The 14,355-nt window shown below is 71.8% G+C and carries 12 protein-coding genes and 1 pseudogene; 7 read left to right on the top strand and 6 right to left on the bottom strand.

Annotated elements, in window-relative coordinates; all coding sequences use genetic code 11:
- Window positions 1-11 precede the first annotated feature (11 nt).
- Complete coding sequence (locus ACWD6N_RS35755; protein WP_450006462.1) at window positions 12-131, top strand: zinc ribbon domain-containing protein; 120 nt, start codon at window positions 12-14, stop codon at window positions 129-131.
- Window positions 132-250: 119 nt separating this feature from the next.
- On the opposite strand, the gene ACWD6N_RS35760 is transcribed toward ACWD6N_RS35755, so the two are convergent.
- Genes ACWD6N_RS35760 through ACWD6N_RS35780 form a run of 5 tightly spaced genes read right to left on the bottom strand, consistent with a single transcriptional unit; the run spans window position 251 to window position 5,115 of the window.
- Entirely contained in the window at window positions 251-1,216 is a 966-nt protein-coding gene (locus tag ACWD6N_RS35760) for a glycoside hydrolase family 88 protein (protein ID WP_450006444.1), read from the bottom strand.
- Complete coding sequence (locus ACWD6N_RS35765) at window positions 1,213-2,496, bottom strand: extracellular solute-binding protein (RefSeq protein WP_450006446.1); 1,284 nt, start codon at window positions 2,494-2,496, stop codon at window positions 1,213-1,215. Before ACWD6N_RS35765 ends, ACWD6N_RS35760 begins: the two co-directional genes overlap by 4 nt.
- 26 nt (window positions 2,497-2,522) lie before the next feature.
- Window positions 2,523-3,368 carry a carbohydrate ABC transporter permease gene (locus ACWD6N_RS35770; protein WP_449940661.1) on the bottom strand — a complete coding sequence of 282 codons (846 nt, stop codon included), beginning with the start codon at window positions 3,366-3,368 and terminating at the stop codon, window positions 2,523-2,525.
- On the bottom strand, window positions 3,365-4,312 hold the full coding sequence (locus ACWD6N_RS35775; protein ID WP_450006448.1) for a carbohydrate ABC transporter permease: 948 nt from the start codon (window positions 4,310-4,312) through the stop codon (window positions 3,365-3,367). The genes ACWD6N_RS35770 and ACWD6N_RS35775 overlap by 4 nt, the downstream gene beginning before the upstream one ends.
- Window positions 4,309-5,115, bottom strand: coding sequence for an IclR family transcriptional regulator (locus tag ACWD6N_RS35780; RefSeq protein ID WP_450006450.1), 807 nt, complete (start codon window positions 5,113-5,115; stop codon window positions 4,309-4,311). Before ACWD6N_RS35780 ends, ACWD6N_RS35775 begins: the two co-directional genes overlap by 4 nt.
- A 115-nt stretch (window positions 5,116-5,230) precedes the next feature.
- Here ACWD6N_RS35780 and ACWD6N_RS35785 point away from each other — a divergent pair, with 115 nt between their 5' ends.
- The 6 genes from ACWD6N_RS35785 (at window position 5,231) to ACWD6N_RS35810 (ending at window position 13,685) form a co-directional block, all read left to right on the top strand.
- Complete coding sequence (locus ACWD6N_RS35785) at window positions 5,231-8,488, top strand: hypothetical protein (protein WP_450006452.1); 3,258 nt, start codon at window positions 5,231-5,233, stop codon at window positions 8,486-8,488.
- Entirely contained in the window at window positions 8,488-9,648 is a 1,161-nt protein-coding gene (locus tag ACWD6N_RS35790; protein WP_450006454.1) for a mandelate racemase/muconate lactonizing enzyme family protein, read from the top strand. The genes ACWD6N_RS35785 and ACWD6N_RS35790 overlap by 1 nt, the downstream gene beginning before the upstream one ends.
- Window positions 9,649-10,545 carry a dihydrodipicolinate synthase family protein gene (locus ACWD6N_RS35795; RefSeq protein ID WP_450006456.1) on the top strand — a complete coding sequence of 299 codons (897 nt, stop codon included), beginning with the start codon at window positions 9,649-9,651 and terminating at the stop codon, window positions 10,543-10,545.
- The gene (locus ACWD6N_RS35800; RefSeq protein WP_450006458.1) at window positions 10,542-11,264 is read left to right on the top strand and encodes an SDR family NAD(P)-dependent oxidoreductase; all 723 of its coding nucleotides are present in this window, start codon (window positions 10,542-10,544) and stop codon (window positions 11,262-11,264) included. The genes ACWD6N_RS35795 and ACWD6N_RS35800 overlap by 4 nt, the downstream gene beginning before the upstream one ends.
- Window positions 11,261-12,088: an SMP-30/gluconolactonase/LRE family protein gene (locus ACWD6N_RS35805; RefSeq protein ID WP_449940679.1), complete on the top strand. Its 828-nt coding sequence runs from the start codon at window positions 11,261-11,263 to the stop codon at window positions 12,086-12,088. Before ACWD6N_RS35800 ends, ACWD6N_RS35805 begins: the two co-directional genes overlap by 4 nt.
- Before the next feature lie 658 nt (window positions 12,089-12,746).
- Window positions 12,747-13,685, top strand: coding sequence for a hypothetical protein (locus ACWD6N_RS35810; RefSeq protein WP_450006460.1), 939 nt, complete (start codon window positions 12,747-12,749; stop codon window positions 13,683-13,685).
- A 139-nt stretch (window positions 13,686-13,824) separates the two neighbouring features.
- Here ACWD6N_RS35810 and ACWD6N_RS35815 read toward each other — a convergent pair.
- A pseudogene (locus ACWD6N_RS35815) lies at window positions 13,825-14,325 on the bottom strand (transposase); the annotation flags it as partial.
- Between the last annotated feature and the right edge of the window lie 30 nt (window positions 14,326-14,355).

The following is a 14,355-nucleotide window of genomic DNA, read 5'->3' on the forward strand; positions in this document are numbered from 1 at the left end:
CGTGCGGTCGGATCAACACCGCCATGACCCTCGGCGTTCGCGTCTGGACGTGCCCCGGCTGCGATGCCGTGCACGACCGGGACGTCAACGCCGCCCGCAACATTCTCGCCGCCGGGCTGGCGGAGAGGTGAAACGCCTGTGGAGGGCCGATAAGACCCGACCCGCGAAAGCGGTGAAGGCGCGGCCCGGTGAAACAGGAACCCCCTCGGGTGACCGAGGGAATCCCCGTCCTTCAGGGCGGTGGAGGATGTCAACCGTTCTCCTTGGCAGTGGTTCGGTCCAGGGCGGCGTGCAGGAGCGGGGCCTGGCCCCAGGGAAAGACGCCGAGGGTCCGGCGGTGGTAGTCGAGGGCGGTGCCGACGGGCGTCGCCTCGGACACGGCGAGGGCGCCGCCGGTGAGTCGGCGGAGGGTGGCGTGCCAGGCCCGGTCGGCCATCACCCGGTGGGCGGGGTCGACCAGCCCGGCGTCGACAGCGCGCGGCACCACCCAGGCCAGGTACGCCGAGGTGCTCGCCTCGACCGGGGCGTCCGGGTCGTCGACCACCGTGGACCACTCGCCGTCGCGCTCGTGAGTGGCGAGCGCGTCGACCAGGCGGGTGAGCCGCTCGGCGAGCCCGTGGTCGGGGGCGTGGATCAGGGTGTCGGTGAGGCCGAGCAGCGCCCACGCCTGCCCGCGTCCCCAGGCGACGCCATTGCCCCGTTCGGCCCGGGCGTCGTAGCCGTGCTGGAACAGCCCGTGGGGCAGTTGCAGCGCGTCGGCGTACTCGGTGGCGTAGGTGACGGCCTCGTCGGGGTGGCCCAGTGTGGCGAGGGCGGGTCCGTCGGTGTGCATGCAGTCGACCCAGACCGTTGACGACCAGGGTGGCAGGTCGGGACGGTGCAGGCGAGGTCCGCCGGGGCGGGCCGGTCGGGCGTGCCGGACGGCGGCGAGCCAGCGGCGGCAGGCGTCCGTTACGTCGATGTCGGGTCGGCGGTCGGTGAGGGCGAGCAGCGCCTCGACCGCGATGAGGTGGTCGGTGGGGCCCGGCGGTGCGGTGAGCGACGGCGTTACGAGGTCGACCACCCGCTGAGTGAGGTCGGGGCGGTGCAGCGCGTCGGCGGCGCGGAGCAGGGCGGTGAGCGTACCGCCGATGCCGAAGCCCCAGATCCGCGGCGTGGTGGCGGCGGTCGCGTCCGCGATCGCCGCCACCAGCCGGGTGTCGTGCTCGATGGTCACTTGATGAGGGCCTGCACCGCTCGGCCGGCCTCGCGCATCGCGTCCGCCGGCTTGCTCTTGCCGACCAGCACCGCCTGGACGTGTTCCGAGATGGCGGTCTCCATCTGGGCGTACTGGGGGTACTTCCAGAACGGGTTCGGGGTGGCGGTGGCGGTGATCCGCTCGCTGAACTGGGAGGTGAAGGCGTCGGTCTTCACCTGCTCGGAGGCCAGCGCCGCCGTGGTGGTGGGTGGCAGGGACAGGTCCTTGAAGTAGCCGAGGACGGTCTGCTCGTCGGACGTGAGCCACTTCGCGAAGTCGGTGGCGGTGTTGGCGCCCTCGCCCTCGACCACGACGACGGCGTGGCCCCACTGCACGGCCCGCGGCTTGTCGCCGGCGTTCTTCACCGGCCGGGCGATCGGGTCGAGCTTGTCCGCGATGGACTTGTCTGGGGAGCCCTTGACGACGAAGTCGCGGCCGACGATGGCGTCGTCGTAGATGGCGGTCTTGCCCTGGGCGAACAGGGTACGGCCGTCGACCCGCTCCACGTCCGGAGCGATGAGCTTCTCGTCGTACAGCTTCTTGTACCAGGCGACCGCCTCGATGCTGGCGTCGTCGCCGACGGTGACCTTGTCCCCGTCCAGCAGCGGGCTGCCGAAGGTCTGCATCCAGATGAGGATGTCCTTGAGCTGGGCGACCTTGGTGGACGCGGCGTACGGGATGACGCCGGTGCCCTTGAGCGCCCGCAGCGCGGCCTCGAAGTCGTCGATGGTGGTCGGCGCGGTGGTGATGCCGGCCTTTTGCATCAGGTCCCGGTTGGCGATCAGGCCGATGGCGGCGGTGGTCCAGGGCAGGCCGATCTGCTTGCCCTCGACCTGCCCCGAGCTGAGGGCGGCCGCCGTGTAGCCGGCGTCCTTGGCCACGTCACCGAGGTCGCGGAGCTTGCCGAGCGCGGCGAGGCCGGCGAGCCAGGCGATGTCCATCTGCGCGGCGCCGGTGAACTGCCCGCCGCGCACCTGGAGTGTGAGCTGGTTGAGGTAGCTGTTGTAGGCCAGCGGCACGCCGTTGACGGTGATGCCAGCCTTGCTGCCGTATCCGGTCATCAGCTGTTCGATCTTGGCCTTGGAGGCGTTGTCGGCCAGGCTCCAGGACGCGAACGAGAAGTTGGTGGCGGACTTGGCGGTATCCGCCTCGGGGGTGTCGGCGCTCGGTGCGCAGGCGGCCACGCCGCCCAGGCCGAGGGCGCCGGCGCCGAGTCCGACGAGGCGGAGCATGTCCCTGCGGGAAAGGTTGCTGTTCATTGCTGGACCTCCGGGACGGGTGGTGGTTATCCCTTGATGGCGCCGGCGGTGATGCCGCCGACCAGGAACCGTTGCAGCGCGATGAACGCGACTACGACGGGCAGGGACGCGATCAGGGACGCGGCCATGAGTTCGGCCCACTGCGCGGTCGCCTCGCCGAGGAAGGCGTTGACCAGGCCGGGTGGCAGTGTCGTCTTCTCGCGTCCGGCGAGGGTGAGGGCGAAGATGAAGTCGTTCCAGCCGCGGACGAAGGCGAAGAGACCGGCGGCGATGAGACCGGGCGCCGACAGCGGCAGGATGACCGAGTGGATGGTGCGTAGCCGCGATGCGCCGTCGACGCGGGCGGCCTCGACGAGGGTGTCGGGGATGGTGTCGAAGAAGCCCTTGAGCATCCAGACGCAGAGCGGCAGCGTGAAGGTGGTGAACGACAGCACCAGCGCGGTGTAGGTGTCGAGCAGGTGGTAGGCGCTGAACAGGGCGTAGAGGGTGACCAGCAGCAGGGCCTGGGGGAACATCTGGGAGGAGAGCACGAAGTACATCAGGCTGCGCCGGCCGCGGAAGCGGAACTTGGAGAACGCGTAGCCCATGTACGCCGACACCACGACGCTCAGCACCGCGGTGACGATCGAGACGACCAGGCTGTTGACCAGGTACCGGGCCAGCGCGGGTTCGTCGGCGAGGCGGGTGAAGTTGTCCAGGGTGAGCTCGGTGGGGACGAACGACGGCGGGTAGCGGAAGGTCTGCTGGGCCGGGGTGAACGCGGTGACCAGCATCCAGTACACCGGCAGCAGCCCGAAGGCGCCGAGGACGACGACGGCCGTCCACGCCGCGGCGCGGGAACCGCGGCTCTCCCGTGCGGAGCGCTTCCTCACAGCTGTCCCTCCCGCTCGGACCGACGGACGTAGACCGCGACCATGACGAGGAGCAGCATCATCCAGAGCAGGCCGAGCGCACCGGCACGGCCGAGGTCGAAGCCCTGGAAGGCGGTCTCGTAAACCGCGGTGGCGAAGGTTTCGGTGGCGCCGGCGGGGCCGCCGCCGGTCATCACGTAGATCAGGTCGAAGTGCTGGAAGTTCCAGATCAGTTCCAGCAGCAGGACGATGCCGATGATGCCGCGCAGGTGCGGCAGAGTGACGGCGAAGAACCGCTGGACCGCGCCGGCGCCGTCGGTCTCGGCCGCCTCGTGCAGCTCGACCGGTACGGTCTGCAGCCCGGCGAGGATCATCACCATGATCCACGGGAAGCTCGCCCAGGTTTTGGCGACGATGACCGCGGTCATCGCGGTGCCCGACCCTGCCAACCAGGCCTGTGGGGCGTCGATCAGGCCGAGCGCCTCCAGCGCGCCGTTGGCGAGGCCGTAGTTCGCATTGAAGATCCACATCCAGAGGAACGACACGACGACGCTGGGCACCAGCCACGGGATGAGCAGCAGGCCGCGGAGGGTGGCGCGGCCGCGGATGCGGGTGTTCAGGGCGAGCGCGAGGGCCAGGCCGACGAGGAACGGTGCGATGGTGGCGCCGACGGTGAAGACCAGCGTCTGCCGCAGCAGCCGCCAGAAGTCGCCGCCGAGCAGGTCGGTGATGTTATCCAGCCCGACGAAGGTGCGGCCGGGTTCGACGAGGCTCTGCTCGAAGAACGCGGTGACCAGGGAGGCGACCAGTGGGTAGACGACGATCGCGGCGAGCATCGCCAGGGCGGGGAGCATGAGCAGCGCGGCGAAGGCGCCGTCGCCGAGTGACCGGGGCGGGCGGTTGCCGGCCGGCGGGGACGCCGGCGTGCGGCCGGTGGTGTCCGGGTGGGCGGTGTCGGTGCTCATCGGACGGCCTGCATTCGGCTGGGGATGCGGTCGGCGGGGCCGAGGTAGCCCAGGCCGGTGCTGATGGCGTCGGCGGCTTCGATGACCATGCGGGACAGTTCGGCCTCCCGGGTGTCCAGGGCGATCGCGGAGAGCGGTCCGGAGACCGACAGCGCTGCGCAGACGGTGCCGGTGTGGTCGAGGATCGGGGACGCGATGCAGGCGCGGCCCAGCGCCAGTTCCTCGACCTCGGTGGCGTAACGGCCCTGGGCGGCCTGAGCGACGGCCTCGTCCAGCGCGGCGTGATCGGTGATGGTGGACGGGGTGTACGCGCGCAGATCGGGCAGGAGTGCCCGGCGCTCTTCGGGGTCGGTGCCGATGAGCAGGCACTTGCCGATGCCCGTGGCGTGCAGCGGGTTGTGCTGGCCGATGAGGACGAACGACCGCGGGGCGAGGGTGCCCTCGAAGTTGCACAGGTAGAACAGCGTGGCGCCGCGGCGGACGGCGACGTTGGCGCCGAGGCCGAGTTCGGCGGCGAGGTTCTGTGCCCGCTGGCGGGCCTCGCGGTGCACCGGGTGGCTGTTGAGCGCGACGCCGGCCATCGTGATGAGCGCGGGGCCGAGTTGGTAGAGGCCGCTGACCTGGTCGCGCTGCACGAGGTCGCAGGCCTCGAGTGTGGCCAGCAGGCGGGACGCGGTCGACTGGCCGAGGCCGGCGTGACGGGCGACATCGGAGACCCGCAGCGCGGGCTGGCCGCCGAGGAAGGCGTTCAGCACGGCGGCCGCCTTCTCGACGCTCTGGTTGGTGCCCTGATCACTCGCCACCGGCATCTCCTTCTGGACGTCCCATCCATTGCTGTGCCAGAGTGACCCCCATGCTGCATCGTGTCAACCGTCGATTGCATACGAGTTGCAGAACAGCGCCACGGGGGGCGGTTCTGTGACATTTGAGCCTGCATTCCTGCCCTTCGACGGCCCGACGGAGGTCGACGGCCACGGCCACCCGGACGGGCGGCACCTGCTCAGCGCGGCGCTGCCGGCGATGACGGGCAACTACGTGGCCCGCACAGCCGTGCGGGTGCCGGAACCGCGCCACGGCACTGGCGTCAGCACCGCCGAACTGCGGGTCAACGCCGACGCCGAGCGCTGGTACGCGATCCGGCTGCGGATCCGCACCGGCGTGCGGTACCTGTCGGTGCTCCGGCACGCCGGCGGGCGCGGCGACCTGCTTGCCGACGACATCGTGTCCTTCGACTTCGGACGGTATCTGCCCGTCGAGGTCACCGTCGTCGACGGCCGGCTCACCGTCACGGTGGATGGGCGCACCCCGGTGACCGTCACCGACCCGGAGCCGCTCGACGGCGGCGGGGTCGGCGTCGGGGCCACCGGGATGGCCGCCGGGTTCGCCCCGGTGCAGGTGGTCGACCTCGGCCCAGGTACGCCGCCTGCCGCCGACCGCGCCGACACCGCCAGCCCGGACCTGACCAAGGCGGTGGTCGAGCCGTACGCCGCGGTCGAGGGGGCCGCGCACCGCCTGGACATCGCCGCGCTGCGGTGGGACGGCGGGTCCGGGTACGCCGCCGACCTGTCCATCCGGGCGGACGGCGGCTGGGAACCGGTGGGCGGCGACCGGTTCGGCGAGCGGTGGCTGGTGCTGCACGGCGGCGGCGGCAGCCGCCGCAATCCACAACGGACACTCGATCGGCATCCGGTGATGATCGACCAGGTCGAGCTGCTCGGCCCGGACGCGGTCCGGCTGCGCGGTGGCAACCCGGAGCTGTTCTCCCTCACGGTCACCTGGCGGCTGGCCGGGCCGCACCCCACGGTGGACATCGAGCTGACCCCACAGGTCGACGGCAGGTTCGTGATCGCCTACCGGGCCTTCGCCGCCGCACCCGTCGACGAGATCGACGAAGTGCTGTGCGGGCCACTGCGGCACGCCAGGATGGTCGGCGGACCGGCGTCCGTCGGGCGCGACGAGCTGTTCGCGCCGCTGTGCCTGGTGCAGCGCGGCCCGGTCACCACCGGGCTGTTCGCCCCGGCCGCGGAGCTGCCGTTCGAATACGAGTCGGCGCGCGGCGACGACGACCAGCCGTTCGGAATGAGCCTGGGCACCCCCGAGGGCACGGTCCAGCCCACCCTCTACGCCCCGCAGTACGGCCGGCGCGCCGACCGGCGCGCCGGCGAGCCCTACCGATTCACCGTCGGGGTGTACGCCGGCCATGCCGAGCTGTACGACGCGTACCGCGACCTGCTGCGCGGCGAGTACGGCTACACCGCGTACCGGCGCAACATCCACGCCTCGCTGACCGACACCGTGCACAACCTGATCGACCTGATGAAGGCCGGCCCGGGCACCGACGACCGGGTCGACTACCAAGGGTCACCGAGCGGCTGGTGGAGCCGGGCGAAGGGCTTCATCGACATCGAGAACGACCAGGCCGTCCGCGCGACCACCACCGGAGTGCTGCTCGGCGCCTACCAGCTGACCGGCGACGACGAGCTGTACGACACCCGGGCGCTACCGACGGCCGAGTTCCACTTGTCCCGCAACGCGTACGGCTGGACGCCACGCGAGGACGCCACCGTCTACGGCGACCCGACGAAGCACCAGTTGTGCGGCACCCCGTTCGGCGCGCCCGCCCTCGGCCCGCTGTACGCGCTGTCCCGCGGTACGCTCACCGCCGCCCGGGAGCTGGCGCTCTCCTCCCTCGACGCGCAGGACTACTGGCTCAAGCGCACCCCGTTGAGCGAGCCGCTGGCCGTGTACCGGATGACGCGGGATCCGAAGCTGCGGCAGCAGGCCGAGGAGGCCGCCGAGCGGTACATCGCCGAGGAGCTCGACCAGCCGTACGGCGGCGCGGCCGACCCGCACGACTTCGCCATCTACTACTGCCGCGCCTGGGTCGAGCTGCTCGAGATGTTCGAGGAGACCGGCCGGCGGCGCTACCTGGACGCCGCGTACCGGGAGGCGAAGCGGTTCGTCACCATGATCTTCGCCCGCCCGGTGCCGGACGGCCCGGTGCCCGTGCCGCAGCGACCGCTCTTCGTCGACCGGCAGATCGAGCTCACCGGCTGGTGGGACCCCGCCGCCCTGCACGACTATCCGGCCCACGACGTACCCGACGAGGTGGTGCCCGCCTGGCAGGTGTCACCGACCGGGCTGAGCATCGAGGCGATGAACACCTACCGGTTCAACGGGTTCACCCTCAACCCGGCGTGGGCGCCGTTCCTGCTCCGCCTCGCCGCGCACACCGGCGACGACCTGCTGCGGGACGTGGCGCACAACGCGCTGGTCGGCCGGTTCACCAACTACCCCGGCTACTACTACCGGCAGCTGACGGTCCACCACCTGCGCCCGGACTTCCCCTGGACCGGTCCGTTCGGCAACACCACCATCTACTACCACCACGCACCCGCCCAACTCGGCATGGCCATCGACTACCTGATCGCCGAGCACGAGACCCGCTCCGGCGGCGCGATCGCCTTCCCGGCCGAGTTCGAGCAGAACTACGTCTGGTTCGTCTACCGCGTCTACGGCCACCGGCCCGGCCGCTTCCACGGCGAGGACGGCGTCTGGCTGTGGCTGCCCAAGGGCCTGGTGCGGCTGGACACCGAGCAGGTCAACTGGATCGCCGCCGAGGGCGGGGACCGGCTCTGCGTCAGCCTCACCAACGCGTCGGCCACCCCGACCACGGTCACCGTCACGCTGGACCCGGCACGGGTGCCCATGACGGTCGCCACCCCGTACCGGGCCACGGTGATCCGCGACCGCTGCGCACCGGAGGAGGCGACCGTGGTCGACCACCAACTCACCGTCGAGGTGTCCGGGCACGGCATCACTGCGATCGTCGTACATGGCGTCGGCCCGATGGACGTACCGCTGCACCGCACCGACGCGGCGCCGGTCGGCGCGCACCACTTCGACGACGGCCCGGTGGGTCCGGTGCGCGGCATCTTGATCCCCAAGCCGGACGGCAGCCGCTACCACGCCTACGTGCAGGCAGCCCACCGCGAGCCGGCGACCCTGCACTGGTCGCTCGACGACGGCGCCACCTGGCGGCAACTCGACCACACCGTGCACCCCAACGAGTGGACCGTGCCCGTGGACGACCTGTCCGCGGCGTTCACCTACGTCGTGCAGATCGGCGACCGGCGGTCCCGGCCGGTGCGGCTGGCCTGCGGAGAGGAGGCGTGATGCGGGTCCGCGAGGTGCGCACCCACGTGCTGAAGGTGCGCGCTGACGAGGCGTACCTGGGGCCGAAGAGCGACGGAAGCGCCATCGGCGGCGGCTACGAGGTCCGCGAGCCCTGGCGCAGCCTCTACTCGTCCCGCTACGAGACGCTGCTGGTGGAGGTGGTGGCCGAGGACGGCACCACCGGCTGGGGGGAGGCCCTCGCGCCGGTGGCGCCGGAGGTGCCGGCCGCCGTGATCGACCTGCTGCTCGCGCCGGTGCTGGTCGGCATGGACGCCACCGCGCCGCGCCCGGGCTGGTACCGGCTGCGCGACCTGATGCGCGAGCGCGGGCACCTGGTCGGCCACCAGGCCGACGCGCTCGCCGCCGTGGACATCGCGCTCTGGGACCTCGCCGGACGGCTGACCGGGCTCGGCGTCGCCCAGCTGCTCGGCGGCGCGTTCCGCACCCGGCTGCCCACGTACGTCTCGGGACTGCCCCGCCCCACCGACCCGCAGCGCGCGGCGCTGGCCCGGAACTGGGCCGAGCGGGGCGCCGCCGCGGTCAAGCTGCACCTCGGGCACGGCGTCGCCGCCGACCTCGCCACCGTCGACGCGGTCCGCGAGGCCGCGCCCAGCCTGCGCATCGCCGTGGACGGGCACTGGGCGTACGGGGTGGACGAGGCAACCGCGCTGGCGCGTGGTCTCGCCGATCGCGGCGCGTGGTTCCTGGAGGCGCCGCTTGCCCCAGAGGACGTCGCCGGGCACGCCGAACTCGTCAGCCGCGCCACCGTGCCGATCGCCGTGGGCGAGACGCTGCGCAACCGGTACGAGTTCGCGCAGTGGCTGGACGCGCGGGCGTTGCGGATCGCCCAGCCGGACGTGGCCCGTACGGGCATCACCGAGGCGATGGCGATCGCCGAACTGTGCGCCGCCCGGCACGTGCCCGTCGCACCGCACCACTCGGTCGGCATGGGTGTCTCGCTCGCCGCCGGCCTGCATGTCGCCGCGGCGGTCGCCGACCTCGCCGCGTTCGAGTACCAGCCGACCTCCACCGAGGTCGGATCCCGCATCCTCACCGGGCCGGTGCCCGTGCACCCGGCCGCGTTCGATCTGCCCGCGGGTCCCGGTCTCGGCGTCGATGTCGACGCCGAGACGGTTCGCGCCCTGGCCAAGGAGTCCTGAGTGCCCCACACCGTGCACGGCCTCGTGCCGATCCTCGCCACCCCGTTCGGGCCCGACGGCGCCCTCGACCTGCCCAGCCTGCGCCGGCTCACCGAGTTCCAGCTCGCCAGCGGCGTCACCGGCGTCGCCGTCTTCGGCATGGCCAGCGAAGGCTTCGCGCTCACCACCGAGGAGCGGGCCCGGATTCTCGCCACCGTCACCGAGGTGGTCGCCGGCGCGGTCCCAGTCGTCGCCGGGGTCAACGGCACGTCGACGGTGACCGCGATCGAACAGGCCGGCGCCGCGGTGGCCGGCGGCGCGACCGCGCTGATGGTGCTTCCTCCGTTCATGGTGAAGCCGACCCCCGACCAACTGCTCGCCTTTTACGGCGACGTGGCCGCCGCTGCCGGGGTCGAGGTCATGGTCCAGGACGCGCCCGGCGCCACCGGCGTGACGATTCCGCCCACCCTTATCGCCGAGCTCGGCAAGCTCGACGGCGTCACCTCCGTCAAGGTGGAATCGCCGCCGACCGCGCCCAAGGTGGTCGCGGTGGTCGCCGCCCGCGCCGACGACCGCTTCGCCGTGCTCGGCGGCCAGAACGCCCAGTTCTGCCTGGAGGAGTACGCCCGCGGAGCGATTGGCACCATGCCCGCCTGCGAGTTCCCCGACCTGCTCGGCCCGGTGCTCGCAGACTGGCAGGCCGACCGGCACGCCGACGCCCGCGCGGGCTTCGCCCGGCTGCTGCCGCTGATCCTGTTCGGCCTCCAGCAGGGCATCGCCTGGGCGGTGCACAAGGAGGTGCTGGTGCGGCGTGGCCTCATCGCCGACGCCACCGTCCGCTCGCCGGCCCGCCCGCTCGACCCGGCCAGCCGCGACTCACTCGCCACCATCCTCGCCGACCTTGGGCTTGCCCGGTGAGCGGACGCGGCATCCTCGTCATCGGTGCCTCCTCGCCGATCGGCACCGCGATCGCCCGCGCCTTCACCGAATCCGGCGATCGCGTCGTGGGCGTCTCCCTCGAACAGCACAGCGACCCCGCCTTCGCGGCGGAACTGGTGGCCGACTGCGCCGACCCGGAGGCTGCGGCCCGCGCCGTCGCCGATGCCCACCGCACCCTCGGCCGACTCGACGTGGTGGTGCCCGCCGCCGCGGTCATGCCCGTCGCTCCGGCGACGCGGACCACCGACGCGCAGTGGCGGGCGGCCCTCGACGCGACCCTCGGCTCGACGTTCTACGTCGTCCGCGCTGCCCTGCCCCTGCTGCCGCGCGGCGCCGCCGTCGTCGCGGTCAGCTCCGTCAACGCCACCCTCGCCGCGCCCGGCCTGCCGGGCTACGCGGCCGCGAAAGCTGGCGTGGAGGGACTCGTCCGCCAGCTTGCGCTCGAGTACGGTCCCGCGGGCATCCGCGTCAACGCCGTCGCCCCCGGCATGATCGGCAAGGCCGACCTGCCCTCGGTCACCGAGGGCTACCCACTGCGGCGGGTCGGCCGACCCGACGACGTCGCCACCGCCGTGACGTTCCTCGCCTCGCCGGCAGCGGACTTCATCACCGGCGTCGTGCTGCCCGTCGACGGTGGCCTGTCGATCGCCTCACCAGCGGCGTGGCTCCGCCCCGACCTGCGAGCGAGATGGCTGTGACATCTGGGGACTGGGCGGTGCTGGCTGACCTGCGCTGTGAGCTGGGGGAGTGTCCGGTCTGGGACGAGGCCTCGGCCCGCCTGCACCTGGTGGACATTGACGACCGACGCCTCTGGGCCCTCGATCCCGCCGCCGGCACCGCCTCCGGCGCGACCTGCGACCGGCCGGTCACCGCCCTGGTGCCGCGGGCCGACGGGGGATGGCTCGGCGTCTCCGGGCGCGACATCGGCACCCTCGACCCGCACGACGGAACCTTCCAACCTCTGCTGTCCCTGCCCGGGCCGCCCGACCTGGCACTGAACGACGCGGTGTGCGGACGCGACGGCAACCTCTACGTCGGGTCGATCGACCGTACCCGGGCCGAACGCGCCGCCCTGTACGTGGTGGAGCCGGACCTGAACCATCGCATCCTCGCCGGGCACGTGGGCGCATCCAACGGCGTCGACACCAGCCCGGACGGGCGCCTCCTCTACCACGCTGACAGCTTCGCCGACACGGTCACCGCGTACGGGCCCGACGGCCGTCCCGTTGCCGCGGTGCGGGTTGCGCACCCCGACGGGATCGCCGTGGACGCCGACGGCGGGGTCTGGGTGGCCTCGTGGGGATCCGGCATGGTGTTCCGCTACACGCCCGACCTCGCTCCGGACCGCACGCTACGCCTGCCCGCGCCGCTGGTCACGAACATGTCGTTCGGCGGTCCCGGCTATCGATGGATCTTCGTCACGACCGCCCGGTCGGACGGCGCCGAGCTGTCCGGAGCCGTGTTCACCGCGGACGTCGGCGTAGCCGGTCTTCCGGCCGCCCGCTTCGCCGTCCAGCGCTGACGGCCGCGCCTCCCGACAAGGTCGCCGGGGCGCCGGATACGCCGGGGCGGGCGGCGCTGGCGAACGCCACGACATGACCGAAACTGTCCACCGGGCCATGGCTTCGATCTCCGTCGGACACGCCGCCGTGCGGCGCCGTCGTTCCTGAGCTGTATCACGTGCCGCTCGCCCGGAGATCTGGTCGGGTAGGTTCGTCGATGGCGGTACCGGTACGTGCGGCCCGTGCGGCGCCCCGGTCGTACAGGGCCTGCAGCACCGGGACCAGGCTGAGTCCAAACCCCGGTGGGCAGCCGATGAGAGAGCCACCCCGCCGGTCACCTCGACCAAGCCTGGCCGGGCTGCGGTCGTACCACCAGTAGATAAGTAGCCGCCGAGCGAGCGCGAACTACGGAGTATCACGGCAGGCGGATCGAGCCGGCGTCCGGTCGTGTCGATGTGAGCGGGTTCGTCGCTGGTTGCCGCGACCGACGCTGTCGCCGGCACTACGGGCCGGGTCTGCCGACATTCGATGGGACGACTCCTAAATTGGGGGCTCGATCCGTAGCTGCTCGTGGATCTGCCTGTGCCACGCTCCGGCCCCGGGCGTACGGAACACCGCGGCGTGAGGCCGGGTGTGCGTGGGAGCACTGATCGACGTCCCCGTATGTAAACTGCCCCGATGCTGGCGGCGTTGAGCAGGGAAGGGCGCGTCCTGCGAGGTGCGCCGCTCCTGTGGCTGCTTCCGGTGCTGGTGGTCAGCGCCGCCGTGCTGCTGATGCCGATGAACGCCGACTACTACATGACCTGGGTGTACTACGACCCCCAGACCGACTACGAGCGGCTCGAGCAGTACTACGTCGACGGCGTCTTCAGCTACACCTCGGGGGTCCTCGTCGGACACCTGCTGGCGCTGCTCTTCGGTGCCGGTCTGGTGCTGGCGGACCACCCGCCGCGGCGGACCCTTGTCGCATTGGCCCGCTGGCCGGATCCGGGTACGGCGCCGCCGGATCCCGGTACGGCACTGCCGGCCAAACTTGTCGTGGCCGTTCTCGGCGGCGTCGCGTTCGCGCTGCTCAACCTCGTGGTGACCGTACCACTGGCCGGGGCCGTCGTCGGAACACCCCCCGGCGTGGCCGAGATGCGGGCCGCCGGGGTGTCGTTCCGGCCCGAACTGCTGACCGATCCCGGTGTACGGCTCGCAATGCTCACCGGGTTCGGGGCGTACCCGTTGTTCGCCGCCCTGGGGGTGGGGCTGGCCGCGCTCCTGGGCCGAGTGTGGCGAGTGGTCACCGTCGTACTTCTCTGGTGGCTGACGATGCTGGTGCCCGGATTCTTCGTCGTCGGCCAGCCGAGGGATGACGCGGTCCTGATGTCTGTCGTCCTGCTGCTCGTGCCGCCGATTGCCCAGTACGCCTCGATGCACTGGCTGGCGCTGACCGGCTACGAGCCAGGACATGGCGCGCCGGAAGGGTATGGCGAACTGGCGGCCGTCGGCCTGGTGGTTGGCGTGCTGGCGTACGCAATCCTGGCCTACCTGGCCGGGTCGGCGGTGTTCCGCAGCCGACTCCGACGTCGAGCAGCGGCTCACGCCGGGCCCGGGAACGGCCGGCGGGCGTAGCGGGTAGTCCGAAGGCGAGGCAGGAGGCGGCCCGGTGCGAGGCCGGTTCGGGGGAGCAGGTTGGGAGCAGCCGGGTGCATGAACAGCCTTGAACTACGCCGAACGGCGTCGAACGGCTCTCAGGCGTGAAGGTGTTGGGTCAGCCGGCGGGTCGGGGTAGCGCGGCGAGGCGATGGAATGCTCTGGTCAGGGCGTTGGTCCAGGGCCAGTCGGCAGCGATGGCGAGTTGGGTTTGTCGGGCGGTGCGGGTGATCCGTGCGGCGACATGCAGTAGCCGGTAGCGCAGTTTCTTGGGCTCGGCGAGGGCGAGTTCGCCGTCGAGTAGCAGGGTCTGGGTCCAGGCGAGCAGGTCGATGCCGGTCAGAGCGAGTTGCAGCCAGGCTTGGTTGATCGCGAAGACACGGGACGGGAACCGGCCGAAGCCGGTGTCTTTCCCGGTGCGGATGCGGTCCTCGACGCGGGCGTGGGCCCGGTGTCGGGCCTCTAGGAACTGGACGCTGCCGTTGCCGGGTGGGGTGTCGGTGGCGACGACCTGGTGCCGCCAGCCTTCGACGGTGTCGAACAGCGACAACTGAGCGCAGAACGTCGACTGCCCAGCCGTCATCAACTGCCCGCGGGTTAGGAGCCGGCGCCCGTCGGGCTGAGGAAGACGAACCGGATCGCCGGGTTA

The sequence above is a fragment of the Micromonospora sp. NPDC005163 genome, assembly GCF_053599835.1.

Coding starts and splice junctions, on each gene's coding strand:
- ACWD6N_RS35775 (WP_450006448.1), bottom strand. CDS start 4,312: ATGAGCACCGACACCGCCCACCCGGACACCACCGGCCGCACGCCGGCG.
- ACWD6N_RS35765 (WP_450006446.1), bottom strand. CDS start 2,496: ATGAACAGCAACCTTTCCCGCAGGGACATGCTCCGCCTCGTCGGACTC.
- ACWD6N_RS35790 (WP_450006454.1), top strand. CDS start 8,488: ATGCGGGTCCGCGAGGTGCGCACCCACGTGCTGAAGGTGCGCGCTGAC.
- ACWD6N_RS35810 (WP_450006460.1), top strand. CDS start 12,747: ATGCTGGCGGCGTTGAGCAGGGAAGGGCGCGTCCTGCGAGGTGCGCCG.